18 protein-coding genes and 1 pseudogene are annotated in these 24,130 nt (G+C 70.8%); 8 read left to right on the plus strand and 11 right to left on the minus strand.

What is annotated here, in order from left to right:
* Positions 1-396: 396 nt before the first annotated feature.
* The 6 genes from AB0N14_RS07860 to AB0N14_RS07885 all read right to left on the minus strand — a co-directional run bounded on the left by AB0N14_RS07860 (position 397) and on the right by AB0N14_RS07885 (position 7,150).
* Positions 397-678 (minus strand): HU family DNA-binding protein, encoded by a 282-nt coding sequence (locus tag AB0N14_RS07860; protein ID WP_366024811.1) that lies wholly within the window; start codon positions 676-678, stop codon positions 397-399.
* 392 nt (positions 679-1,070) lie between these two features.
* Positions 1,071-2,498, minus strand: a complete 1,428-nt coding sequence (locus AB0N14_RS07865; RefSeq protein ID WP_366024812.1) for an NAD-dependent malic enzyme — start codon at positions 2,496-2,498, stop codon at positions 1,071-1,073.
* 401 nt (positions 2,499-2,899) lie between these two features.
* Positions 2,900-5,209 (minus strand): UvrD-helicase domain-containing protein, encoded by a 2,310-nt coding sequence (locus AB0N14_RS07870; RefSeq protein WP_366024813.1) that lies wholly within the window; start codon positions 5,207-5,209, stop codon positions 2,900-2,902.
* A 148-nt stretch (positions 5,210-5,357) separates the two neighbouring features.
* Positions 5,358-6,176: a zf-HC2 domain-containing protein gene (locus AB0N14_RS07875; RefSeq protein WP_366024814.1), complete on the minus strand. Its 819-nt coding sequence runs from the start codon at positions 6,174-6,176 to the stop codon at positions 5,358-5,360.
* Entirely contained in the window at positions 6,173-6,763 is a 591-nt protein-coding gene (locus AB0N14_RS07880) for a sigma-70 family RNA polymerase sigma factor (protein ID WP_103841015.1), read from the minus strand. Before AB0N14_RS07880 ends, AB0N14_RS07875 begins: the two co-directional genes overlap by 4 nt.
* A gap of 180 nt (positions 6,764-6,943) precedes the next feature.
* On the minus strand, positions 6,944-7,150 hold the full coding sequence (locus AB0N14_RS07885) for a hypothetical protein (RefSeq protein WP_366024815.1): 207 nt from the start codon (positions 7,148-7,150) through the stop codon (positions 6,944-6,946).
* 238 nt (positions 7,151-7,388) lie between these two features.
* On the opposite strand from AB0N14_RS07885, the pseudogene AB0N14_RS07890 reads away from it, so the two are divergent.
* The 4 genes and pseudogenes from AB0N14_RS07890 to AB0N14_RS07905 all read left to right on the plus strand — a co-directional run.
* Positions 7,389-8,022, plus strand: a pseudogene (locus AB0N14_RS07890) (transposase); the annotation flags it as partial.
* Positions 8,023-8,269: 247 nt separating this feature from the next.
* A complete protein-coding gene (locus tag AB0N14_RS07895) occupies positions 8,270-9,652 on the plus strand; it encodes a nitrate/nitrite transporter (RefSeq protein ID WP_366024816.1) in 1,383 nt (460 codons plus the stop codon).
* Positions 9,653-9,793: 141 nt separating this feature from the next.
* The gene (locus AB0N14_RS07900; protein ID WP_366024817.1) at positions 9,794-10,945 is read left to right on the plus strand and encodes a uroporphyrinogen-III synthase; all 1,152 of its coding nucleotides are present in this window, start codon (positions 9,794-9,796) and stop codon (positions 10,943-10,945) included.
* Between the two features lie 254 nt (positions 10,946-11,199).
* Positions 11,200-11,793 carry a CGNR zinc finger domain-containing protein gene (locus AB0N14_RS07905; RefSeq protein WP_366024818.1) on the plus strand — a complete coding sequence of 198 codons (594 nt, stop codon included), beginning with the start codon at positions 11,200-11,202 and terminating at the stop codon, positions 11,791-11,793.
* A 102-nt stretch (positions 11,794-11,895) separates the two neighbouring features.
* Here the strand turns inward: AB0N14_RS07905 and AB0N14_RS07910 are convergent, their stop codons facing one another.
* Positions 11,896-12,945, minus strand: a complete 1,050-nt coding sequence (locus AB0N14_RS07910) for a LacI family DNA-binding transcriptional regulator (protein WP_366024819.1) — start codon at positions 12,943-12,945, stop codon at positions 11,896-11,898.
* A 318-nt stretch (positions 12,946-13,263) separates the two neighbouring features.
* On the opposite strand from AB0N14_RS07910, the gene AB0N14_RS07915 reads away from it, so the two are divergent.
* The 4 genes from AB0N14_RS07915 to AB0N14_RS07930 are packed head-to-tail and all read left to right on the plus strand — an operon-like array spanning position 13,264 to position 18,196.
* Positions 13,264-14,565: an ABC transporter substrate-binding protein gene (locus AB0N14_RS07915; RefSeq protein WP_366024820.1), complete on the plus strand. Its 1,302-nt coding sequence runs from the start codon at positions 13,264-13,266 to the stop codon at positions 14,563-14,565.
* 11 nt (positions 14,566-14,576) lie between these two features.
* Complete coding sequence (locus AB0N14_RS07920; RefSeq protein WP_366024821.1) at positions 14,577-15,641, plus strand: sugar ABC transporter permease; 1,065 nt, start codon at positions 14,577-14,579, stop codon at positions 15,639-15,641.
* Positions 15,638-16,471, plus strand: coding sequence for a carbohydrate ABC transporter permease (locus AB0N14_RS07925; RefSeq protein ID WP_366024822.1), 834 nt, complete (start codon positions 15,638-15,640; stop codon positions 16,469-16,471). The genes AB0N14_RS07920 and AB0N14_RS07925 overlap by 4 nt, the downstream gene beginning before the upstream one ends.
* Positions 16,472-16,522: 51 nt before the next feature.
* Positions 16,523-18,196 carry a glycoside hydrolase family 13 protein gene (locus tag AB0N14_RS07930; protein WP_366024823.1) on the plus strand — a complete coding sequence of 558 codons (1,674 nt, stop codon included), beginning with the start codon at positions 16,523-16,525 and terminating at the stop codon, positions 18,194-18,196.
* Between the two features lie 69 nt (positions 18,197-18,265).
* On the opposite strand, the gene AB0N14_RS07935 is transcribed toward AB0N14_RS07930, so the two are convergent.
* The 4 genes from AB0N14_RS07935 to AB0N14_RS07950 form a co-directional block, all read right to left on the minus strand.
* Positions 18,266-19,534, minus strand: coding sequence for an acyltransferase (locus AB0N14_RS07935; RefSeq protein ID WP_366024824.1), 1,269 nt, complete (start codon positions 19,532-19,534; stop codon positions 18,266-18,268).
* The gene (locus tag AB0N14_RS07940; protein ID WP_366024825.1) at positions 19,531-21,723 is read right to left on the minus strand and encodes a glycosyltransferase; all 2,193 of its coding nucleotides are present in this window, start codon (positions 21,721-21,723) and stop codon (positions 19,531-19,533) included. The genes AB0N14_RS07935 and AB0N14_RS07940 overlap by 4 nt, the downstream gene beginning before the upstream one ends.
* Positions 21,723-22,835, minus strand: coding sequence for a hypothetical protein (locus tag AB0N14_RS07945; protein ID WP_366024826.1), 1,113 nt, complete (start codon positions 22,833-22,835; stop codon positions 21,723-21,725). The genes AB0N14_RS07940 and AB0N14_RS07945 overlap by 1 nt, the downstream gene beginning before the upstream one ends.
* Positions 22,836-23,087: 252 nt before the next feature.
* Entirely contained in the window at positions 23,088-24,056 is a 969-nt protein-coding gene (locus tag AB0N14_RS07950; protein ID WP_366024827.1) for a LysR family transcriptional regulator, read from the minus strand.
* Between the last annotated feature and the right edge of the window lie 74 nt (positions 24,057-24,130).

The following is a 24,130-nucleotide window of genomic DNA, read 5'->3' on the forward strand; positions in this document are numbered from 1 at the left end:
CCCGGATCGGCACAGCATGGAGAAGCTGATGGAGCTGGGTGCGAAGGTCGAACTGCCCGGCAACGCACTCGGCTGACCTCCCGCGGAGCGTCGCCCATGCGAAGGGGCGGTCACCCTGATCCGGGTGACCGCCCCTTTTGGCCTTGCTGGGCCCGTACGCCGTCGCGAGGAGCTTGCCGGGCTCGTCACTCGCCGTCCCGTGGCGGTACGGCCTCATCGCGCCGTCCCTGCGACGGGCGCGGCCTCGTCTCGCCGTCCTACGGCAGGTAGGGCCTCGTCACGCCGCCTGTGGCGGTCAGGCTTCGTCACACCGTCCTGCGGCGGTGCGGCGGCCTTGCTGCGCCGTCCCGTGGCGTCACGGCGTCGTACGCCGTCCGTGGCGCACGAACGGCAAGATCACTTGCCCTTGGCGGCATCCTTGAGCTTGGAGCCCGCGGAGACCTTCACGCTGTAGCCGGCCGGGATCTGGATGGGGTCGCCGGTCTGCGGGTTGCGCGCGGTGCGAGCGGCACGGTGGGTGCGCTCGAACGTGAGGAAACCAGGGATGGTGACCTTCTCGTCGCCCTTGGCGACGACCTCGCCGACGGTCTCGGCGAACGCGGCCAGCACGGCGTCGGCGTCCTTGCGGGTCACCTCGGCGCGGTCGGCCAGCGCGGCCACCAGCTCACTGCGGTTCATGTTGTTACTCCCGTGTTCTTCTTGCCGTTGAGGCGTGCCACGCGGCGGAGCCGCATGTTGGGCACGGCCAAGCCGATGCTGCCAGGGTCCTCGGTGAGTCCCCGGACCCGGGTCCGTCGTCAGACCCTCGCGCCCGAAGACGCATCCTGCCCCCACCTGCGGCGGGAAAGCCAATCCGGCACCCGTAGGAGTCGTGAGAACACCCTTGGGAGTCACACGAAGGGCGCCACCGCCGTGCCGCGGTGACGTTCCGTCCGCTTTCCGCGACAGATCGCAGGTTCTGGGGGGTCCGAGCCCGGCCGCCACCATAGAGGTCGGCCGGGCACCCGGGGTTCCACGACGCGCCGGTCGGCCACCACCGTGGCGATGGTCACAGCAGCGGCACAGAGCCCTTACTCGTCCGCCGTCGCCGAAGCGCCCGCCGCCTTCGCGGCCACCCGCACCGCTCCGGCGACCGCGCCCGCGACCTTGTCGTTGAAGACGCTCGGAATGATGTAGTTCGGGTTCAGCTCGCCCTCGGTCACCACGTCCGCGAGGGCCTGCGCGGCCGCCAGCATCATCTCCGTGTTGACCGTGCGGGACTGGGCGTCCAGCAGACCGCGGAAGACGCCCGGGAACACCAGCACGTTGTTGATCTGGTTCGGGAAGTCGGAGCGCCCGGTGGCCACAACAGCCGCCGTCTGACGGGCGATTGCGGGGTCGACCTCGGGGTCCGGATTCGCGAGCGCGAACACGATCGCACCGTCCGCCATGGCCGCCACGTCGTTGCCGTCGAGCACGTTCGGCGCCGAGACACCGATGAAGACGTCGGCGTCCTGCACCGCTTCCTTCAGCGTGCCGGTCAGGCCCTCCTGGTTGGTGTTGTCGGCGATCCAGCGCAGCGCCGAGTCCGGCGCGGCGTCCACGAGGTCCTCGCGGCCGGCGTACACGACACCGTGGATGTCGGCCACCACCGCGTTCTTCACGCCCGCCGCGAGCAGCAGTTTGAGGATCGCCGTACCGGCCGCGCCGGCGCCCGACATCACGACGCGGACGTTCTCGACCTCCTTGCCCACCACGCGAAGTGCGTTGGTGAGGGCGGCCAGCACCACGATCGCCGTGCCGTGCTGGTCGTCGTGGAAGACGGGGATGTCGAGCGCTTCGCGCAGCCGTGCCTCGATCTCGAAGCAGCGCGGCGCGGAGATGTCCTCGAGGTTGATGCCGGCGAACCCGGGGGCGATCGCCTTGACGATCTCGACGATCGCGTCGGTGTCCTGGGTGTCGAGGCAGATCGGCCAGGCGTCGATGCCGGCGAACCGCTTGAAGAGGGCCGCCTTGCCCTCCATGACGGGCAGCGCGGCCTTCGGGCCGATGTTGCCGAGGCCGAGCACGGCGGAGCCGTCCGTCACGACCGCGACGGAGTTGCGCTTGATGGTGAGGCGGCGGGCGTCCTCGGGGTTCTCGGCGATCGCCATGCACACGCGCGCCACACCCGGCGTGTAGACCATGGACAGGTCGTCACGGTTGCGGATGGGGTGCTTCGACGCCATCTCGATCTTGCCGCCGAGGTGCATGAGGAACGTACGGTCCGAGACCTTGCCCAGCGTGACGCCCTCGATGCCGCGCAGCTTCTCGACGATCTCCTGCGCGTGCGCGGTGGAGGTGGCGGCGATGGTGACGTCGATGCGGAGCTTCTGGTGGCCGGACGCGGTGACGTCGAGGCCGGTCACCGAGCCTCCGGAGGACTCCACGGCGGTGGTGAGCTGCGAGACGGCGGTTCCGCTCGCGGGCACCTCCAACCGGACCGTCATCGAGTAGGAGACGCTGGGCGCCGTTGCCATGGCCGACTTCCTCTGCTTTCACCGTGTCGCGGATATGCCGTCCGATCGTCGCACCTACCGGAGAGTACGCGGTAGTCGCCCCGGATTTGCGAACGTTTTGTTCGTCGGCGCGGGTTACGTTCGGAAAGAGACTTCCACGATACGAGAGGCAAGGGGACGGTCGCAGAGGCACGCCGTACAACGAGAGAGGTCCGCGTCACACAAGGACGCGGACCTCTCCACAAGTCAGTGACACCGACCCGCCATGCTCGCCTCGCGGCAAGTGGTCGCTCGTAGCGACTAAGGTTGGGCCCGGGGGCTTGGATCGGGCCGGTGTCACATCCAGGCTAACAAACGGATCCCGTAAGGCCATTCCCGTACCCAGAGTTCATCTTGCGTACAGGGCGGCCCCGCCCCGGGCCTCAGTCCCGCAGCAGGTCCGGCACCCCGGCCGCGTCCGGCTCGTCCCGCTGTCCCGAGACCACCGCCAGCTGCTGCGTCGCCCGGGTGAGCGCCACGTACAGCACGCGCAGCCCCGCGGGGCTCTCGTCGGCGATCTCCGCGGGCGAGACGACGACCGTCGCGTCGTACTCCAGACCCTTGGCCTCAAGGCTGCCGAGGGCCACCACCCGGTCGCCGAGGCCGTCCAGCCAGCGGGCCGCCTCCTCGCGCCGGTTCATGGCGACGACGACGCCGACCGTGCCGTCGACGAGGTCGAGGAGCCGGGCGGCCTCCTCGCGGACGGTGCGCGCCATCGAATCCCGTATCACCGTGAAGCGCGGCTGGACGCCGGTCGAGCGGACGGCCGTGGGGGCGGTGGAGCCCGGCATGGCGAGCGTGAGGACCTTCGACGCCAGGTCGGCGATCTCGGCGGGGTTGCGGTAGTTGACCGTGAGCGTGAAGCGGCGGCGCGGGCGGGTGCCCAGGGCCTCGTCGCGGGCCTCGGCCGCCTCGTCCGGGTCGGACCAGGACGACTGGGCCGGGTCGCCGACGACGGTCCAGGTCGCGTGCCGGCCGCGGCGCCCGACCATCCGCCACTGCATCGGCGTGAGGTCCTGCGCCTCGTCGACGATCACGTGCGCGTACTCGGTGCGCTCCTGCGCCAGCCGCTCGGCGCGCTCGCGCTGCGACTCCTCGCGCACGGGCATCAGCTCCTCGAGCCCGGTCAGCTGGTCGAGCGGGTCCAGCTCGCGCCTCTTCCTCGGGCGGGCCGGCAGGCCGAGGACGGCCTGGAGCTCGTCGAGCAGGGCGATGTCGTGCACGGAGTACCCGTCCCGCTTCAGCGAGCGCGCGACCCTGCGCACCTCACCGGGGGTGAGGACCCGCCGCCCCCAGCGGCCGAGCCGCTTCTCGTCGGCCATCGCCGCAACGACCGACCGGGGGGTCAGCTCGGGCCACCAGGCGTCCAGGAACGCGATGAAGGAGTCCTCCGAGGTGATGTCCTCGTCGAAGGAGGACCGCAGCTCGGCGGCCAGCTCGGGGTCGGCGTGCCGGTTCGCCGCGCCGGACTGCGCCCACAGGGCGTCCAGGAGCAGCCTGCGGGCGCGCGGACGCAGCAGGTTGACGGGCGCCGTACCGGTGAGGGCGGTGTGCCGGATCCGCTCCAGTTGCTCCGCCTCCAGCTCCAGGCGGCGGCCGAAGGCGACGACCCGCAGCCGCTCCGGTGCGCCGCTCAGCTCCAGGGCGCCGCGGGCCGCCTTCCGCAGCACCTTGAGCATGCGGGAGGAGCCCTTGGCGCGGGCCACGGACGGGGAGTCGTAGAGCGTGGCCTCGACGCCGTCGACGAGCGAGCCGATGGCGCGGATGGCGACCTGGCCCTCCTCGCCGAGCGACGGCAGGACGCCCTCGGTGTAGGCGACGAGCAGTGGGGTGGGCGAGACGATCAGGATGCCGCCCGCGTACCGGCGCCGGTCCTGGTACAGCAGGTACGCGGCCCGGTGCAGGGCGACGGCGGTCTTGCCTGTGCCGGGGCCGCCCTCGACGTAGGTCACGGAGGCGGCGGGGGCGCGGATGACAAGATCCTGCTCTGCCTGGATGGAGGCCACGATGTCCCGCATGGTGTGGGTGCGGGCCTGGCCGAGGGCGGCCATCAGGGCGCCGTCGCCGATCACGGGCAGCTCGTGGCCGTCCAGGGTCGCCTTCAGCTCGGGGCGCATCAGGTCGTCCTCGACGCCGAGCACCCTGCGCCCCTTGGAGCGGATGACCCGGCGGCGCACGACCCGCCCGGGGTCGACCGGGGTGGAGCGGTAGAAGGGGGCGGCGGCCGGTGCCCGCCAGTCGATGACCAGCGGCGCGTAGTCCTGGTCGAGGACGCCGATGCGGCCGATGTGCAGGGTCTCGGCGATGTCGGCGGTGTTGTCGGGGCGCACCGCGCCTTCGGCGGGCTCGACGGCCGTGTACGCGCCGTCGGGTCCCTTCTTGCCGTCCTTGCCGAGCAGCAGGTCGATCCGGCCGAAGAGAAAGTCCTCGAACTCGTTGTTGAGCCGGTTGAGGTGGACGCCGGCCCGGAACACCTGGGCGTCGCGCTCGGCGAGCGCGCCGGGCGTGCCGACCTGGCCGCGCTGGGCGGCGTCGTTCATCAGGAACTCCGCCTCGTGGATCTTCTCCTCTAGGCGCCGGTACACCCGGTCCAGGTGTTCCTGTTCGACGCTGATCTCCCGGTCACGGAGCGAGTCGTGCGCGGACTTGCCGACCGGGCCGAGCGCGGTTTCCTGTTGAACCTGAGCGGCCACCGGGCCCCCTTCTGACGTGCTGAGCAGCCGTCCACCGTACGCGAAGGGGGACCGGGGAGGCTACGGCCCGCCCCGAACCACGCACACGTCGACCCGCGGCATGACTCGGACGCACGCCGCGGGAAGCGCTCAGGCCGGCGGGGGACGCCTACGCCTTCACCTCCACCAGCTTCTTCCCGTCGAACGTCATGAGCTCGAAGTGGTCGATCTGGTTCGGTGTGAAGGCGGCGGCGCCGCTCACGTAGAGCGGGTTCTTCGACTGCTCCGTCTTGCCGTCGGGGATGCCGTAGCCCCACTTCGGGATGGACCAGGAGGCCAGTGTCTCGCGCTCGCCGTTCTTGCCGACGGCGACCCAGGAGCACTTGAGCGGGCCCTTGACGCCCTTCACCTCGATGGCGCCGCTGGTGCCCCAGTCCTTGGCCTGCATCGCGATCGTGGCACTGACCCCGGTGGTCGGGTCGGTCGCCGAGACCTTGTCGGTCATGGACTGGAAGGCGGCCTTGGCGGGCGAGACCGCCGCCACCGTGTGTCCGGCGTTGCTGTCGTCGCCGCCGTTCACCGCCATCACGGCGACCGGGCCGCCGATGATCAGCGCGGCGGCGGCCGCGACGAGGTAGAAGCCGCGCCGCCTCTTCTGGGCGCGCCGCTCGGAGACCTCGTCGACCAGCCGTTCGACGAGCCGTGGGCTGGGTTTCGCGGACAGGGATTCGCCGATGGCCGGGGTGCCCTGGCTGCCCGGCATGTCGGCGAGCGCGGCCAGCATCGGTTCCATGCCGGCCAGGTCGTCGAGCTGCTGGGCGCACCAGTCGCAGGTGGCGAGGTGCGCCTCGAAGGCGGTCGCCTCCGCGTCGTCCAGGATGCCGAGGGCGTAGGCGCCGACGGTTTCGTGGATGTCGCCCTGCCCCTGGGGACCGCCTCTCACGGCCCCGGGGCCACCATTGCCGAATCCCCCGTACAGGTTGCTCATGCCGTCACCCCCCGCTCCTCCAGTGCCAGCTTCATCGACCGCAGGGCGTAGAACACCCTGGAGCGCACCGTTCCGCTGGGGATGCCGAGCGTTTCGGCCGCCTCGTTGACCGTACGCCCTTTGAAGTACGTTTCGACCAGGACCTCCCTGTGGGCAGGGGTCAGGTCTTCCAGCGCGTCCGACAGTGTCATCAGCCACAACGCCTTGTCGATCTCGTCCTCCGCGGGGATGACCTCCAGCGGCGACGGGTCGACCTCCTGCGGCCGGGCCTGCCGGCTGCGGTGGCCGTCGATGACGATGCGCCGGGCGACCGTCACCAGCCAGGGGCGTACCGAACCGGTCGCTCGGTTGAGCTGGCCGGCGTTCTTCCAGGCACGGATGAGCGTCTCCTGCACGACGTCCTCGGCGCGCTGCCGGTCGCCCGCGACCAGGCGCAGCACATAGGCGAGCAGGGGTCCCGCATGTTCTCGATACAGGGCACGCATCAGCTCCTCGTCCGGCTCGGTCGAGGACGCCGAGGACGAGGTCATGCGATGTCGGGCCCTGGGCCGCTTTCGTTCATCAGCCACGGCGGAATCCTTGCGCACGCCTACCTCCGGTGTCCGGGGGTTCCCCCAGTCGGTCGCTCACATCCGGGTACGCGCGAAGGGGCTGTTGCGTTCAAAGCGACATCACAAATTTCTTGGAGAAGGTGTGGAAGCCCTTGTTCCCGGGCACCCATTTCTCCCCCAAGGGGACATACGACCGCCGGAGCAGAGAGACCCAGTTCACACCGGCAGGCGCTTCACTCCCGGACCCGTCAAGATCGCCGTGTGAAAACTTGGCTGGACTTCGGTGGAGGAATTGTCGAGATCAGGGTGCGCACTGCCCGATTTAAGCCCAATTTTTCGGTAACTCTCCTTTTTCTGCGAGCTATACGGATGGTCTCCCTTCCCGTCGTTCACCTCGGCTTCCTTTCCTTCCAGAGTGTTCATGGTGTTCAGGGCGTTCAGGGCGTTCAGCCTGTTGCCAGCAACCCCGGGGCTTCAGCCCCGGGGGAATCGCATCCTGGGGCTCGCGCCGCGCAGCGCCGCGGGTTCGCTGCGTCCGTCTGGCCGCGAAGCGGCTGGGGTGTCGTGTCCGGCGGTGCCGGTGAGAGCCGGGCCTCAGGCGCCGGGTTCACTCGGAGGGGTGACAGTTGGGGAACGTGCGGCGGTTGAGCGTACGCCGGACGTGGCGTTCACCGCCTCCCCGCAGCAGCTGGCCACCCTCGCCCTGTACCGCAGGGACGAGTCCGGCCTGGTGGGCCGGGACGGCACGTGGTTCCTGCCGGCCACCTGCGAGGTTCCCGAAGCCGTACAGAAGGGCCAGAGACATCAACCACAAGATCGCGAAGCATGTGGTGGCCGAGGCGGAACGCACCGGTCGCGGGATCGCCCTGGAGGATCTGACGGGCATCCGCGAGCGGGAACGGCTTGCAAAGCCCCAACGGGCCACCCACTCCAGCTGGGCCTTCGCCCAGCTGGGGTCGTTCATCGCGTACAAGGCCCGCCGGGCGGGGGGTGCCGGTGGTGTACGTCGATCCGGCGTACACCTCCCGCACCTGCGCGAGTGCGGCCAAACCGACAGGGCGAACCGGGTCTCGCCGGCCCGGTTCGCGTGCCGGTCCTGCGGATTCGTTGATCACGCGGACCGGAACGGCTCCCGCAACATCCGCGCACGCGCGTGGGAGTCGTGGCGACGCGGGGCCCAGTCAACGGCCCCCGCCCCACTCCTCGAACCCACGGGTGGGGCCGGACGCAAACGGCACGTCACCGCCAGTGACGCCCGCTGTGCAAGCCCTGTCACATCAGCGACGGGTAGTTGACAACGTCCAGTGGTCACGCTCGGGGAGCTCGACCCACAGAGGGCGGCACCCGGACCGCCCCCGTACGCCCACCATGGCAGACGGGACTGACAACGCCCGGCCGCCACCTCACCGCGCCCCTGCCCGCCAGGTGAGAGCAACGTTCCCTTCCGGTCACCCGGTGCCACAGGGCGGAAACGCCTCCTCCCTACCTTCGGGACTCATCACCGCGTACGACACCCGGGCACCGCAGAACCGTGGAGGCGTCATGACAGCCCCGAGCACAGCCCCCGCCGCCGGCAGGGGAGGCCGCTGGATCCAGCAGTGGGATCCCGAGGACGAGACGTTCTGGAACGAGACCGGGGAGAAGATCGCCCGGCGCAACCTGCTGTTCTCCGTCTTCTCCGAGCACATCGGGTTCTCGATCTGGACCATGTGGTCCGTGCTCGTGCTCTTCATGGGCCCGCAGTACGGGTTGACCCCCGCCGACAAGTTCATGCTGACGTCCATGGTCACGCTCGTCGGCGCCGTCGTCCGCGTGCCCTACACCTTCGCGGTCGCCGTCTTCGGCGGGCGCAACTGGACGATCATCTCCGCGAGCCTGCTGCTCATCCCGACGATCGCCGCCTTCGCCGTGATGAAGCCGGGCACCTCCTTCTCCACCTTCCTGGTCGTCGGGCTGCTCGCCGGCATCGGCGGCGGCAACTTCGCGTCCTCGATGACCAACATCAACGCCTTCTTCCCGCTGCGGAAGAAGGGGTGGGCCCTCGGCCTCAACGCGGGCGGCGGCAACATCGGCGTGCCGGTCATCCAGCTCGTCGCCCTCGCGATCATCGGCGCGAGCGGCGGGCCGCGCGTGCTGCTCGGGATCTACATCCCGTTGATCGTCGTCGCCGCCGTGCTCGCCGCCCTCTTCATGGACAACCTCGCCTCCGTGAAGAACGACACCGGCGCCGCCCGGGACGCCGCGAAGGACGCCCACACCTGGATCATGTCCTTCCTCTACATCGGCACCTTCGGCTCGTTCATCGGCTACAGCTTCGCCTTCGGGCAGGTGCTGACCAACCAGTTCGGGCGCACCCCGCTGCAGGCGGCGTACGTCACCTTCATCGGCCCGCTGCTCGGTTCGCTGATCCGGCCCGTGGGCGGCTGGCTCGCCGACCGCTACGGCGGCTCGAAGATCACGCTGTGGAACTTCGTCGCCATGGGCGCGGCCACCGCCGTCCTGGTCTTCGCGAGCATGCAGAGGTCGCTGCCGCTGTTCACCGTCGCGTTCGTCGTGCTCTTCGTGCTCAGCGGGCTCGGCAACGGGTCGACGTACAAGATGATCCCCGGCATCTTCCAGGCCAAGGCCGTCGCGAAGGGGCTCGAGGGTGAGGAGGCCGCCGCGTACGGCCGGCGGCTGTCCGGCGCCTCCATGGGTCTCATCGGCGCCGTGGGCGCGCTCGGCGGCGTCGGCATCAACCTCGCCTTCCGGCAGTCCTTCCTCTCCTACGGCTCCGGCACCGGCGCCTTCGTCGCCTTCCTCGCCTTCTACGCCGCGGCCTTCGTGGTCACCTGGGCCGTATACCTTCGCCGCCCGGCCGCGCAACCTCAGGCCAATGCTTCCACCTCCGAGGCGAAGCAGCAGCTCAGTTACGCCGAGGTGTGACGTAACACCAGCGACATGAAGCCGAACCGAGCCTGTCACGAGCCGTTGACAGGCTCGGTCGGCATGTAGGTAGGACGCGTACGACCGGTGGTCACGACCACGTGACCACCGGTATGCCGACTCGACTGCGGGACGAGAGCCATGTACGACAACCAGCAGCGACCAGAACACGGGCCCCTCGAGGGGTTCACCGTGGGCGTGACGGCCGCGCGACGGGCCGACGAGCTGGGGGCCCTGCTCCAGCGGCGCGGCGCGTCCGTGCTGCACGCGCCGGCCCTGCGTATCGTGCCGCTCGCCGACGACGGGGAACTGCTCGCCGCCACCAAGGAGTTGATCGACCAGGCGCCGGACACCGCGGTCGCCACCACCGCGATCGGCTTCCGCGGCTGGATCGAGGCCGCCGACGGCTGGGGGCTCGGCGAGGATCTGCTCGCCCGGCTGCGCGGGGTGCGGCTGCTCGCGCGCGGCCCGAAGGTCAAGGGCGCCATACGGGCGGCCGGGCTGACCGAGGAGTGGTCGCCGAGCTCGGAGTCCATGGCCGAGGTGCTCGACCGGCTGCTCGAGGAAGGCGTCGACGGCCTCCGTATCGCCGTCCAGCTGCACGGCGAGCCGCTGCCGGGCTTCGTGGAGGCGCTGCGGGAGGGGGGCGCCGAGGTGGTGGGGGTGCCGGTGTACCGGTGGATGCCGCCGGAGGACCTCGGGCCGGTGGACCGGCTCCTCGACGCGACCGTCGGCCGGGGCATGGACGCGCTCACCTTCACCAGCGCGCCCGCCGCCGCGTCACTGCTCTCCCGGGCCGAGGAGCGCGGGCTTCTGCCGGAGCTGCTCGCCGCTCTGAACCACGACGTGCTGCCCGCCTGCGTCGGCCCCGTCACCGCGCTGCCGCTCCAGGCCCGCGGCATCGACACGGTCCAGCCCGAACGCTTCCGGCTCGGCCCGCTCGTCCAGCTCCTGTGCCGGGAACTGCCCGCCCGGGCCCGTACGCTGCCCATCGCCGGCCACCGGGTGGAGATCCGCGGGCACGCGGTGATGGTGGACGGCGCCCTGCGGCCCGTACCGCCGGCGGGGATGTCCCTGCTGCGCGCCCTGTCCCGGCGGCCGGGCTGGGTGGTCGCCCGCTCCGACCTGCTGCGCGCGCTCCCGGGCGCCGGGCGCGACGAGCATGCCGTGGAGACGGCGATGGCCCGGCTGCGGACGGCCCTCGGGGCGCCCAAGCTGATCCAGACGGTGGTCAAGCGCGGCTACCGGCTCGCGCTCGACCCGGCGGCGGATTCCAAGTACGCGGACGTGTGAGCCGCCCTCCCTGGAGCAGCGCCCGGGCGAGGCAGCGCTCCCTGGGGAGCGCCCGGGCGAGGCCGGCCAGGGCGAGGGACGGCGGAAGGCCCGTACGACCTGCCGGGGAGCGCGAGTGACGTCGCCGGGACGTGCGGGCGCGTCGGCAGGCGTCCACCGTGGAGTTCGGGGGCGTACGGGGCCTTCCCGGGGGCGTGTGCGGGCGGGCACTGTAGAGGGGGCGACCGCGGCGACTCCAAGGCGGTGACAGGCACATGGCATCCGGCACGGTCACGGCCACGGCCTCGTACGCGTTGCGGTTCGACTCCGGGCGGATCTGCCTGGACCTGCTGACGACGACGCATCCCGAGGAACGCCTCGACTCGGTGGACCGGTTGCGGGCGTGGATCACCGGGTCCGGGCTGGTGCCGCCGGGTACCCCGCTGACCGGGGTGGACGCGGGCTGGCTGCGGGCGTTCCTTGAACTACGTGAGCAGATCGGCCAGTTGGTGGGCGGCGAACTGGACGGGCGTCCGGCGGACGGGGCGCTGATCCGGGTCAACGCCGCGGCCCGGGGCGCACCGCCCGCGCCGTGCGCGGTCCGTACGGAGGACGGCGCGCTCGTACGACGACTGCGCGCACTGCCCAGCTGCGAGGACCTGCTGGCGGCGGTGGCCCGCGAGACCATCGAGCTGCTGACCGATCCGAAGGCCAGGGCGAGCCTGCGCCGGTGCGAGGGGGACAACTGCCCGATCGTGTACCTGGACATGTCCCGGGGCCGACGCCGCCGCTGGTGCTCGAGCGAGGTGTGCGGCAACCGGGAGCGGGTGGCCCGCCACCGCCGACGGGCGGCGCTGGCGCGGGCGTAGACCCACCGAAACGCCGTCCGGCTGCCCGGTGCGGATCAGCCCGTGTGGATCAGCCGGTGCGGAACAGCCCGTGCGGAACAGCCCGTGCGGAACAGCCGCGGATCAGATGGAGTCCTCCCGCTCGGCCTGGGCCACGGGGGGCGCGGTGGTCGCGCGAGGGATCAGATGGGTGGGCAGGACGACGTGGCGCGTGCGGTCGGCCTCGGGGTCGTCGATCAGCTTCAGGGCGAGTTCCCCGGCCACCCGGCCCATGTCCGTGGGTGACTGGGCGACCGTGGACAGATCGAACCACTCGGCGACCTGGTGGTCGTCGAAGCCGATGACGGACATCCGCTCGGGCACCTGGATCCGCGCCGCACGCAGGGTGTGGATGACGGCGACGGCCAGCTCGTCCTGCTCGGCGAAGACCGCGGTGGGCGGCTCCCGCAGGCTCAGCAGCGCGCCTATCCCCGCGGCGAGACCCCGCTTGTCCTCGACCGACATGGTGACCACCAGCTCGTCGTCCAGAGGGATGCCGGCCTCGGTGAGCGCCTGCCGGTAGCCGAGCAGCCGTTCGCGCGAGCTGAAGGTGAAGTCGGTGGCGCCCACCGTCGGCACGAAGGCGATCCTGCGGTGCCCGAGGTTGAGCAGGTGCCGGGTGGCCTTGCAGCCTCCGGCCACGTCGTCGACGTAGACGCTGGGGCGGCCCTTGGTGTGCTGGCTGACGTAGATGACCGGCATCCCGAGGTCGTCCAGCCGCGTCGTCTCCTCGTCGGTGAGGTCGAAGCCGAAGACGAGGAGCGCGTCGGCGTTCCGCCGGGCCGGGAGGTGCTCGAAGAACGAGATGCGTTCGGCCATGTCCGGGATGACGTAGACGTTCAGCTCCATGCCGGCCGCGCGCAGCAGCGGGCCCAGGCTGGACAGCGCCGACCCCATGAACCACGAGTTGAGCGTGGGCACGAGCACCGCGACGACACCGGTCTTCCCCGTGACCAGGCTCGCCGCCTGCCGCGAGACCGCGAAGTTCAGCTCGCGGGCCGCCTGTTCGACGCGCGCGCGGACGTCCGCCGAGACGGACGTCAGTCCGCGCAGGGTGCGGGAGACCGTGGACGCGGAGACGCCGGCCCGTTCGGCGACGTCGGCCATCGTGGGGTGCCGCTGAGCTGGTGACATGAGCGGAAGTTAGCACAGAAGCGGACGTTTGACAGCTGGCTCGTGAAAGCGCTGCCACACCTCCACGGTAGAGGTATATGCCCGTTCTGCGGGGGAAATAGCTGTGGTAACCACCTAAAACTGGCTGAACTATCGGCGACTTACGGATTGACTTCCCCTAACTGCGCTCCTAGCGTGCAAGCGTTGTCACAGCGGCACGCAAGATGCTTGCCCGTAGCCGACCTTGAGGGCCTCGACCTGCGCTTTTGAAGGAACACCGCGCCGTGACAGCACTGTCAGCCACGCCTTCGGTTTCGCACGACCAGGAGATGGACAGTGATGACCAGGACCACCAGAGCCCTTCAGTGTTCGGCGACGCTCGCCGCCGCCGGGCTGCTCCTCACCGCCTGCGGCTCGTCCGGGGGCAGCGGCGGCAGCTCCGGGCAGGACGCCCAGAGCATGTCGTTCAAGGGCCGGGGCCCCATCACGTACGTGGCCGGCAAGGACACCACCGGCACCATCCAGACGATCATCGACCGCTGGAACAAGCTGCACCCGAAGGAGAAGGTCACCTTCATCCAGCTGCCGACGGACGCGGACTCGCAGCGGCAGCAGATGATCCAGAACGCGGAGACGAAGTCCGACGCCTACACGGTGCTCTCCCTCGACGTCGTGTGGACGTCGGAGTTCGCCGCCCACCAGTGGATCGACCGCCTGCCCGACAACCGGTTCCCGCTGCAGAACATGCTGAAGCCGGTGGTGGAGACCGCGAAGTACCGAGGAGGTCTGTACGCGGTCCCGGGCAGCTCCGACGGCGGCCTGCTGTACTACCGCAGCGACCTGCTGAAGAAGGCCGGCATCACCAGCCCTCCGGCCACCTGGTCTCAGATGACGGCCGACTGCGCCAAGGTGAAGAAGCTGCCCGAGGCCAAGGACATGTCCTGCTACGCCGGGCAGTTCCAGAAGTACGAGGGCCTGACCGTGAATTTCTCCGAGGCCGTGAACTCCGCGGGCGGCGTGGTCACCGACGCGAACGGCAAGCCGGACGTCGACACCCCGCAGGCGAAGAAGGGCCTGGACTTCCTTGTCGACTCCTTCAAGGGCGGGACGATCCCCAAGGAGGCCATCACCTACCAGGAGGAGGACGGCCGTCAGGCGTTCCAGTCCGGCAAGCTGGTGTTCCTGCGCAACTGGCCGTACGTGTACGCGCTGGCCCACAAGAGCCCGATCGGGGGGAAGTTCGCGGTCGCGCCGCTGCCCGGCCTGAACGGGACCGGCTCCTCCAGCCTGGGCGGTCACAACCTGGCCCTGTCGTCCTTCGCCAGGAACAAGGCGACGGCCCTGGACTTCATGAAGTTCTTCAGCAGTGAGGAGAGTGCGAGCTACTTCCTGAAGAACGCCTCCCTCGCCCCGCCGTACACGAACCTGTACGACGACGCTTCGCTGGACAAGCAGTATCCGTACCTGCCCGTCCTCAAGCAGTCCATCCTGCATGCCGTGCCGCGCCCGCGGGTCGTGCAGTACGGGGACGTGACGTCGGCGATCGAGAAGGAGGCCTACGCCGCCCTGTCCGGCAGCAAGAGCAGCGCGCAGGCTCTGAAGGATCTGCAGGCGGACCTGCAGAAGCTGACGGCGCAGTGAGGACACGGGTCATGGCCGACACCAAGATCCCGTCCGGAACGGCCGGGCGGGAGCCCGGGGCGGTCGACCGCCCCGGGCGGCCCTCCGCGCTGCCGAACCTCCGGCGCACACGGGCCCGCGCGACCGCCGGTACGGGCCGGCTTGCGGCGCTGCTGGTCTCCCCCACGCTCCTCGTGCTGACGATCGTCGTGATCTATCCGACGCTCATGGCGCTCAACGAGTCGCTGTACGGGCCGAAGGGACTCGACCCCGAGACCGGCTTCATCAACAACACCGAGCCGTTCGTGGGCCTGAAGAACTACACCGACATCTTCACCCGGGCCGGAGACCGGTTCTGGAACGCCTTCTGGAACACCACCCTCTTCACCGTCGTCACGGTGCTGCTGGAGACGGTGATCGGTGTGGCCATGGCACTGATCATGCACAAGGCGTTCCGGGGCCGGGCCGTGGTGCGGGCGAGCATCCTCGTGCCCTGGGCGATTCCCACGGCCATCTCCGGCCTGCTGTGGCGGTGGATCTTCAACGCCGACGGAATCGCCAACGTCCTCGTCGGGCACCAGGTCCTGTGGACCGCCGACGGCTTCTCGGCCAAGATCGCGGTCATCATCGCCGACGTGTGGAAGACCGCCCCGTTCATCGGGCTGCTGGTCCTGGCCGGCCTGCAGGTGATCCCGAAAGAGGTCTACGAGGCGGCCCGGATCGACGGGGCTGCCGCCTGGGGCCGGTTCCGGCACATCACCCTGCCGCTGGTGAAGCCCGCGCTGATGGTGGCGGTGCTGTTCCGGTGCCTGGACGCGCTGCGGATGTTCGACCTGCCCTACATCCTCATCGGCGCGCAGAAGAACTCGGCGGAAACCCTGTCCATGCTCGCGCAGAACGAGGCGTCCAACGTCCGCTTCGGACCGGCCTCCGCCTACGCGGTGCTCCTCTTCCTCTACGTCTTCCTCATCGCGCTCGCCTTCGTCCGGCTGCTGGGCGCCGACCTCGTCGGCGACGGCGGCGTCAGTACCAGGCGCGAGCGCCGGTCCGGGCGCCGGGGCGCCGTGGCGCTGCGCCGTGCGGAGGTGACGGCATGACCCTCACAGCCACCTGGCGTCAGCGGCTGCCCTACGTGGGTGTCGCCGCGGTGGTCGCCTACTGCCTGGCCCCGTTCTACTGGATGATGGTCTCCAGCCTGCGGCGCGACGACGACATCTTCAGCACCTCACTGTTTCCCACACGCCTGTCGTTCGAGAACTACCGGGCGGTGTTCAACCCCTCCCAGGGGTTCTCACGCGCGCTGCTCAACAGCCTGATCGTCGCCGGCATCACCACGGCACTGGCGCTGCTGCTGGCCACGTTCACCGCGTACGCGATGGCCCGGCTGGACTTCCGCTTCAAGCGGCTGATCCTCACGCTGATCATCGCCACCTCCATGTTCCCGGTGGTGTCGATCGTGGTTCCGCTGCTGAAGCTGTTCACGGACATCGGCTGGATCAACACCTACCAGGCCATGATCGTGCCGAGCATGTCCTTCGCGCTGCCGCTGGCGGTGTGGAACCTGACCACGTTCTTCCGCCAGATGCCGGACGAGCTGGAACACGCCGCGATGGTCGACGGCTGCACCCGCGGCCAGGCGTTCCGCAAGGTCATCATCCCGCTCGCCGCGCCCGGCATCTTCACCACCGCGATCATCACCTTCATCGCCGCCTGGAACGAGTTCCTCATCGCCCTGTCGATGACCAACAAGCCCGGCATGCAGACCGCGACGGTGGCCATCTCGAAGTTCTCCGGAGCCACGACCTACCAGACGCCGTTCGGCAGCCAGATGGCGGCAGGCGTCATCGTCACGATCCCGCTGGTGATCATGGTGCTGCTCTTCCAGCGCCGTATCGTCGCCGGACTCACCGCAGGCGCGGCCAAGTAGGCACCGGCGCCGCGCCACCCCTTCCCGACGTCCAAGGAGTAACGCACTCGTATGTCCGGTACCGCACCGTGGTGGCGCAGCGCCGTCATCTACCAGATCTACATCCGCAGCTTCGCCGACGGAAACGGTGACGGCGTCGGCGACATCGCCGGCATCCGCTCCCGTCTGCCGTATCTGAAGTCGCTCGGGATCGACGCCATCTGGATCAACCCGTGGTACAAGTCGCCGATGGCGGACCACGGTTACGACGTGGCGGACTTCCGTGAGATCGACCCGCTGTTCGGCACGGTGGCCGAGGCGGAGGAGCTCATCGAGGAGGCACACCGGCACGGGATCCGCGTCATCCCCGACATCGTGCCCAACCACACCTCCGACCGGCACGCCTGGTTCCAGTCGGCCCTGGCGGCGGGGCCGGGCAGCCCCGAGCGGGAGCGCTACGTCTTCCGGCCCGGCCGCGGACCCGACGGCGCCGAGCCGCCCAACGACTGGGTCTCCTGCTTCGGCGGCCCCGCCTGGACGCGGCTGCCCGACGGGGAGTGGTACCTGCACCTGTTCGCCCCCGAGCAGCCCGACCTCAACTGGGAACACCCGGAGGTGAGGGCCGAGTTCGAGTCGATCCTGCGGTTCTGGTTCAGCCGGGGCGTGGACGGATTCCGTATCGATGTGGCGCACGGACTCGTCAAGCACCCCGAGCTGCCCGACCTGCCGCCCCGCACCGATCCGGCGGTGCTCGGACCGCTCTCCCGCCGCGACGAGGCGGAGGAGCGGATCCGGCAGCACGTCGACCACCCCCACTGGGACCGCGACGAGGTCCACGAGATCTACCGCGGGTGGCGCAAGGTGGCCGACGAGTTCCCCGGCGACCGGTCGTTCGTCGCCGAGGCCTGGGCGGACACCCCCGAGCGGCTCGCCGCCTACGTGCGCCGGGACGGCCTGCACACCGCGTTCAACTTCGACTTCCTGATGGCGAGCTGGGACGCGAAGGACCTGCGCGCGGTCATCGACGACTCGCTCACCATGCTCGCCGCGGTGGGCGCACCGGCCACCTGGGTGCTGTCCAACCACGACGTCATGCGCCACGTCAGCCGCTACGGCCGCAGGACCGTCAAGCGGTGGCTGGCCAACGAACGCTACGAGCCCGAAGGCCCCCTGGACCTCGAACTGGGCATCAGGCGCGCCCGGGCGGCCGCCCTGCTGATGCTCGCCCTGCCCGGCGGTGCCTACATCTACCAGGGCGAGGAGCTCGGCCTGCCGGAGGTCGAGGACCTGCCCGAGTCCGTCCTGCAGGACCCGATCTGGGAGCGCTCCGGGCACACGGACCGCGGCCGTGACGGCTGCCGGGTGCCGATCCCCTGGTCCGGGCCGACCGCGCCGTTCGGCTTCAGCTCCGAGGGGGCCTCGGCCGCGCCCTGGCTGCCGCAGCCCGCCGACTGGGGCGAGCGCAGCGTGGAGGCGCAGACCGGCGACGAGACGTCGATGCTGGAGCTCTACCGCCGCGCCCTGCGCGTGCGCCGCGAGCACCCGGCGCTCGGCGACGGCACTCTGGCATGGCTGGACGCTCCCGCCGGAGTCCTCGCCCTCCGCCGCGAACCCGGCTTCGTCTGCGTGGTCAACCTCTCGTCCGAGGCGTACCGGCTGCCCCACCACACCTCGGTCCTCCTGACGAGCGGCCCCGTCGAGGACGGCCTGCTGGCACCGGACCAGGCGGCCTGGCTGGCGGTGTAGCCGTCCATGAGAGACCAGGGCCGTCCGGTGCGTCCCCGCTCACCGGACGGCCCTGGTTCTGCCCGGGTCTCACACGGCCCCGGCCCGCCTGCGTCCCGCCGTCCCGTTCCGTCCCGCCCCGTTCGGCCACAGCCTCGGGCTCCGCTTGGCCGCCCTGTCCTCGATCCAGCCGAACGCCACGATCGCCAGGCCGATCAGCGGCCAGACCAGCACGAACATCCAGAGTGTGTACGTCGCGTCCAGCACCGCCACCGCGCTGTCGGCCTGCAGGAAGGGGAGCTTGTAGAGCTGGTCCAGGATCGGGACCGTCGCCATGATCAGCATGTTGTGCCACAGGTAGATGGTGACCGCGCGGTTGTTGGAGAGGATCACCAGCTTGTCCCAGCGGCGCAGCCGGCCCGGGAGTTCCTGCCAGGACGGGGAGTACTGGAGGAGGATGACGACGAACCCGAAGGACCAGGTCGCCTGGGCCAGCGGGATGTCGTTCAGGTCCCACCCGTCGGGGCCCTGGTGGCCCGACGCCCACCACAGGCCGAACGCCATCAGCAGGGCCGAGCAGGAGACGGCGACATAGCGGGGCACGCGGGCCAGGAGGCCCTCGTGATGGGCGAAGCCGAGGACCCAGCAGCCGCCGTAGACCGCGAAGTCCGTCACCGCGTTGCCCGTCTCGCCGGGGATCGGGACCAGGCCCGTGCCGACGACCGCCGTCAGGCCCAGCGGCGCCAACAGCGTCGGCCAGGGAGCCCGCCTGAACGCCCACAGGAGCAGCGGCGAGGCCACCACGAACCACAGGTACGCGCGCAGGTACCACAGCGGCCCCACCGCCTGCACCGCCCAGGTGTCCTCCAGCAGCCCCGACTTGGCGCCCAGGTGCCAGGGGAAGGGCGGGGCGCCGACCGGGATCACATAGTCGACCAGGCCGAGCAGGCCCCAGGTGCCGCCGTGGTCCCGGTCCTTCAGCGGATTCCAGCCGCCCGCGAACATCAGCATCAGGACCACCGCGCTGAACGCCCACAGGGGCGGCAGCAGCCTGCGCACGCGGCTCCTGATCACGCTCGGCGCCGGGCGGCTCAGGGAGCGGGCCATGAGCGAGCCCGCCAGCGCGAACATCACGCCCATCGACGGGAACAGCACGGTCAGCCAGGCCCAGCCGAAGAGGTGGTAGACCACGACCCGGACCAGGGCCAGGGAGCGCAGGAGGTCCAGGTAGCGGTCGCGGCCCGGTGTGCGGTCTTCGGAGCTCTTCTTCTCCGCCTCCCGCTGCCTCGGGATCCCGTACGCCGACGTCGGCTCCGGGCCCGCGCCCGTGCCCGTGCCCGTGGTGTAACCGTGGGTCATGCCACGGGCCTCCGATCACTGTGCGGCCGCGGGTGCGGCATGGGGCCGCCCGGTGCCTCCACGACACCGGTGCGCCGCAGCTTCTGCCAGCGCAACCGGCCGCCGGTGAGCGCCGTGATCCAGGACTGGAGCAGCACGACGTACATGAGCTGGCGGTAGAGGATCTGCTGCAGGGGCAGCGAGAGCAGGTGGGTCATGCGTTCGCGGTCGAGGCGGAAGGCGTACGCCGCGCAGGCGGCCTGGATGGCCAGGACGCCCAGCCACGCCACGACCGTCTTCTGCGTCGGGCCGAACACCACGCCGTACAGCAGGAAGACGTCGATGAGCGGGGCCAGCAGCGGGGCCACCACCATGAACAGGGAGACCAGCGGAAGGCCCACCCGGCCGAAGCGCCCGGACGGACCGCGCTCCAGCAGCGCCCCCCGGTGCTTCCAGATCGCCTGCATGGTGCCGTACGACCAGCGGTAGCGCTGGGACCACAGCTGCTGGACCGTCTCCGGGGCCTCCGTCCAGGCGCGGGCGTTCTCGGCGTACACCACCCGCCAGCCGTCGCGGTGCAGCGCCATGGTGATGTCGGTGTCCTCGGCGAGCGTGTCGTCGCTCATGCCGCCCACCCGTTCCAGCGCGGACCTGCGGAACGCCCCGACCGCGCCGGGGATCGTCGGCATGCAGCGCAGGATGTCGTACATGCGGCGGTCGAGGTTGAAGCCCATCACGTACTCGATGTGCTGCCAGGCGCCGATGAGGGAGTTCCTGTTGCCCACCTTCGCGTTGCCCGCCACCGCGCCGACGCGCGGGTCGGCGAAGGGCTGGACCAGTTCCCGGACGGTGGCCGGTTCGAAGACCGTGTCGCCGTCCATCATCACGACCAGGTCGTAACGGGCGTTCGCCACACCGCGGTTGAGGGCGGCCGGCTTGCCCGCGTTGAGCTGCCGTACGACACGCACGTTGGGCAGGCCCATCGCCTCCACGATCCGGGCCGTGCCGTCGGTCGAGCCGTCGTCGACGACGACCACCTCGATGGGGTGCTCGCTCGCCATCAGCGAGCGGACGGTGTTCTCGATGCACTTGGCCTCGTTGTACGCGGGCACCAGCACCGACACCGCTTCGGTGACCGGCGGGCCCCAGCGGAAGCCGCGGCGGCGCACCCGGCGCGCGTGGAGGCCGGAGAGCAGGAGCATCAGCGCAAAGCGGCAGATGACGAGGCTGCCGACCACCGCGAGGCAGACCACCAGGATGTCGGTGACCTTCTCGGAGGCCTGGACCAGGGAGATCCACGCCTTGCCCTTCCACGCGTCGACGCCGGTGACCGGGGTGAGCGCGCTGGGCGCGCCGAGCGCCTCGGTGAGGTTCTGGAACCGGTAGCCCTCGGCCTGGAGTCCGGGCAGGAACCGGTCCAGCGCCTGCACCGTCTGGTGGCGGTCGCCGCCGGAGTCGTGCATCAGGACGATCGCGCCCTTGCCGCCGTGCGGGGTGGCACGGCGGACGATCTCGGCGACGCCGGGCTTCTGCCAGTCCTCGCTGTCGGTGTCGTTGACGACGGTGATGTAGCCGCGGCTGCCGATGTACTCGGTCACCGGCCAGGACTTGTCGTCCATGGCGTCGGCGAAGGAGGAGTACGGCGGCCTGAAGAGGGAGGTGCGCACACCGGCCGCACCGCTGATCGCGAGCTGGTTCGTGGACAGCTCCCAGTCGATGCGGCGCTTCGACTGGTAGGACAGGTCGGGGTGGTTGAAGGTGTGCAGGCCGACCTCGTGGCCCTCCGCCACCATGCGGGCGACGAGGTCCGGGTAGCGCGAGGCCATGGTGCCGGTGACGAAGAAGACCGCGTGCGCGTGGTGCTTCTTCAGCACGTCGAGGACCTTGGGCGTCCAAGTGGGGTCGGGGCCGTCGTCGAAGGTGAGGACGAGGCGGTGGTCCGGCAGACGCATGGTGCTGGTGCGGCCGCTGCGGGTGTCGATGACCGGACCGCCGTCCAGGATCTTCTCCGGGACGTGGCCGGTGGCCGCCTCGGGCCGGATGCGGTGGTCGGCGAGGATCTCGCTGTGCACGAAGCCGCGCAGCATCAGCATCGTCACGAGGGCGACGAGGAGCAGCGTGGGCAGCAGCAGGCGCAGGGGCACACGGCGGCGCCGGGCGCCGTCGAGGGCGCCGGTCGCGGCGCCGGGACGGCGGGTGCGGGATGCCATCAGAGGACGTACTCCGGGGAACGGGAGGGCGAGGAGGAGGACCCGGCGGCGTCTTCGGCGACGGGCGTGGCTGTGCGCGGACCCTCGGCCACCGGCATCGGCGTGCTCGGGCCGTCGGCGAGGCTGCCCATGCCCGTGCCCGTGCTGCCGCCGTCCGGGCTCGGCGACGGCTCGGGCGAGGGGTCGCCGCCCGCCGAGGGGCTCGCGGTCGGCGGGATGGAGACGGGCACCGACGGGCGCAGGCTCGGTTGCGTCATGCCGGATCCCGGGTTCCCGGTGGGGCTCGTCGCGGACGGTCCGGGATCGGCGGAGGTGCCCGGCCGTCCCGGGCTCACGGAGGCACCGGGCGCGCCGGCGCTCCGGCCCGGCGACGGTGTCGTGGCGTCGCTCGCCGACGCGGTCACGCCCGGGGCGGGGCTGCCCGACACGGACGGCTGCGCGGACTGTGAGGGCAGCGGCGAGCTGTCGACCTTGCTCGCCGGCACGTCCTCCTGCTCCCTCGGCACCGGCAGCCAGGGCGCGGCGGAGTTGCCCGACAGCAGGGTGGCGACGATGACGGCGGCGTAGGCGGCGCAGGCGACACCGAGGGCGATGCCGATACGGCGCAGCCGGCGCCCGCGCCGTCCGGACTCGTCCACGAAGACCGGGCCCTCGGAGCCGTCCCGGCCGCCCGGCTCCCCGCGCTCGGACTGCGGTCCGGCCTCGAGCCGCCAACCGGTGCTGTCGAGCTGGACGGTCACCTCGTGCGGGTCGTGGGCGTGCTCGGTGTCGGCCGAGCCGTGCCAGGCGCCCCGGCGAGCGGCACCGCCGCGCTGTGCGGGAATGCCCTGCGTCCCGGCCGGGTCCGGCAGGCCCGCGCGACCGGCGGCCCTGGGAGGAAACCCGGTCTCGCTGACGTCCGGAGGACGCGCGCCTGCACCGGCCCTGAGAACGGCCTCGGCTTCGGTGACGCCCGGGAGTCCCGCGCGCCGCGCGGCCCTCGGAAGGAGCTCCGTCCCGGTGAGGTCCGGCAGGCCCGCACCCGCACCGGCTCGCGGCAGGACCTCGGTCGCGTCCACGCCCGGCAGGCCCGCACCCGCGCGCAGCGTCTCCGTTCCACCGAACTCCGTCAAGGAACGGATGTCATGCCCGCCGACTGGGACTTCTCGGGTCGCCGATGCGGCATCGGGCCATTCCGGTTGGGCGTCTTCCCGCCACTTTTCCACGCGCGCACATCCCCCCACGGGACAGTTCCGGGCGCGCCTACGGCCCCGGGCACCCGTCGACCGGACCAGGCCCCCACCTGGCCCGAGCGCCCCCCCTTTACCAAGTCCTTGCCCGGGCCATGAATGTAGCGCATGTGGGGGATGCGTGGTTCCGATGCGCTAATTCCGTGCGCGCATGACCTCCGCGTCCTTGGCCGGAATCCATCCATCGACGGGCCGCCGCAGCCATCCCTCCGCGGCGGCGACCTCGGCCGAGGCTCGTCGAAGCGCATCGAGTCCCGGATGCGTCAGCCCTTGTCGCCACACCAGCGAGACAGGCGAGAGCGGTACGGGATCGACGAGCGGACGCCGCACCGTCCCGGGCAGCGCGGGGAAGTCCACCACCGCGAGAATCGGATGACCCGTCCTCGCCATGATCCGCTGGAACTCCTCGTCCCCGACGGCCAGCGGGACCGGTGGCGCGACCCGGATGTCCCGCCCGTCGAACAGACGGTGCGCGAGGTCGGTCCACTCCGGCGTGCGCGGGTTCCCGGCGCCCGCGTACACCGTCTCCCCGGCAAGCGCGGACAGCGGCACCGCCTCCAGCGACGCCAGACGGTGGTCCTCGGGCAGGAGGAGCGCCATCGGCTCGTACCGCACGGGCTGCTGGTCGAGCCCGGCCCGCAGCGCCGGGGGAAGGCCCGCGAACCGGCCGAACGACGCGTCCAGCCGACCCGCGAGCACTTCGGCCGCGGCATAAGTCAGACCGCTCTCGTAGCGGGCCATCAACTCCAGATCGGGGACGAGCGCACGGGCCCTGTGCAGCACCCGGCGCCCGGTGGCCAGCCCCGGGGAGTTCAGGTCCGCCAGCAGCGGCCGTGCCTGCCCGAAGGCGGCGAGGAGTTCGTCCTGCGCGTCCAGCACCCGGCGCGCGTACGGCAGCAGGCGCTCGCCCTCGGGGGTCAGCGTGACCTGCCGTGTCGTACGGACGAACAGCTCGGTGCCCAACTCCCGCTCCAGCCTGCGGATGTCCCGGCTCAACGCCTGCTGGGCGACGTACAGGCGGGTCGCGGCTCGGGTGAAGTGCAGTTCCTCCGCGACGGCGAGGAACGCGCGGAGCAGACGGGGGTCGACAGCGGGGGCGGGCATCCGGCGAACTTACAACTCAGTTGTGTCAATCGCCACGGAGTAAGTGTTGGACCCCAGGTCACGGGCCGGGCGAC

Origin of the sequence: Streptomyces sp. NPDC051104, assembly GCF_040682835.1 — a bacterium.
GTDB lineage: Bacteria > Actinomycetota > Actinomycetes > Streptomycetales > Streptomycetaceae > Streptomyces > Streptomyces cynarae.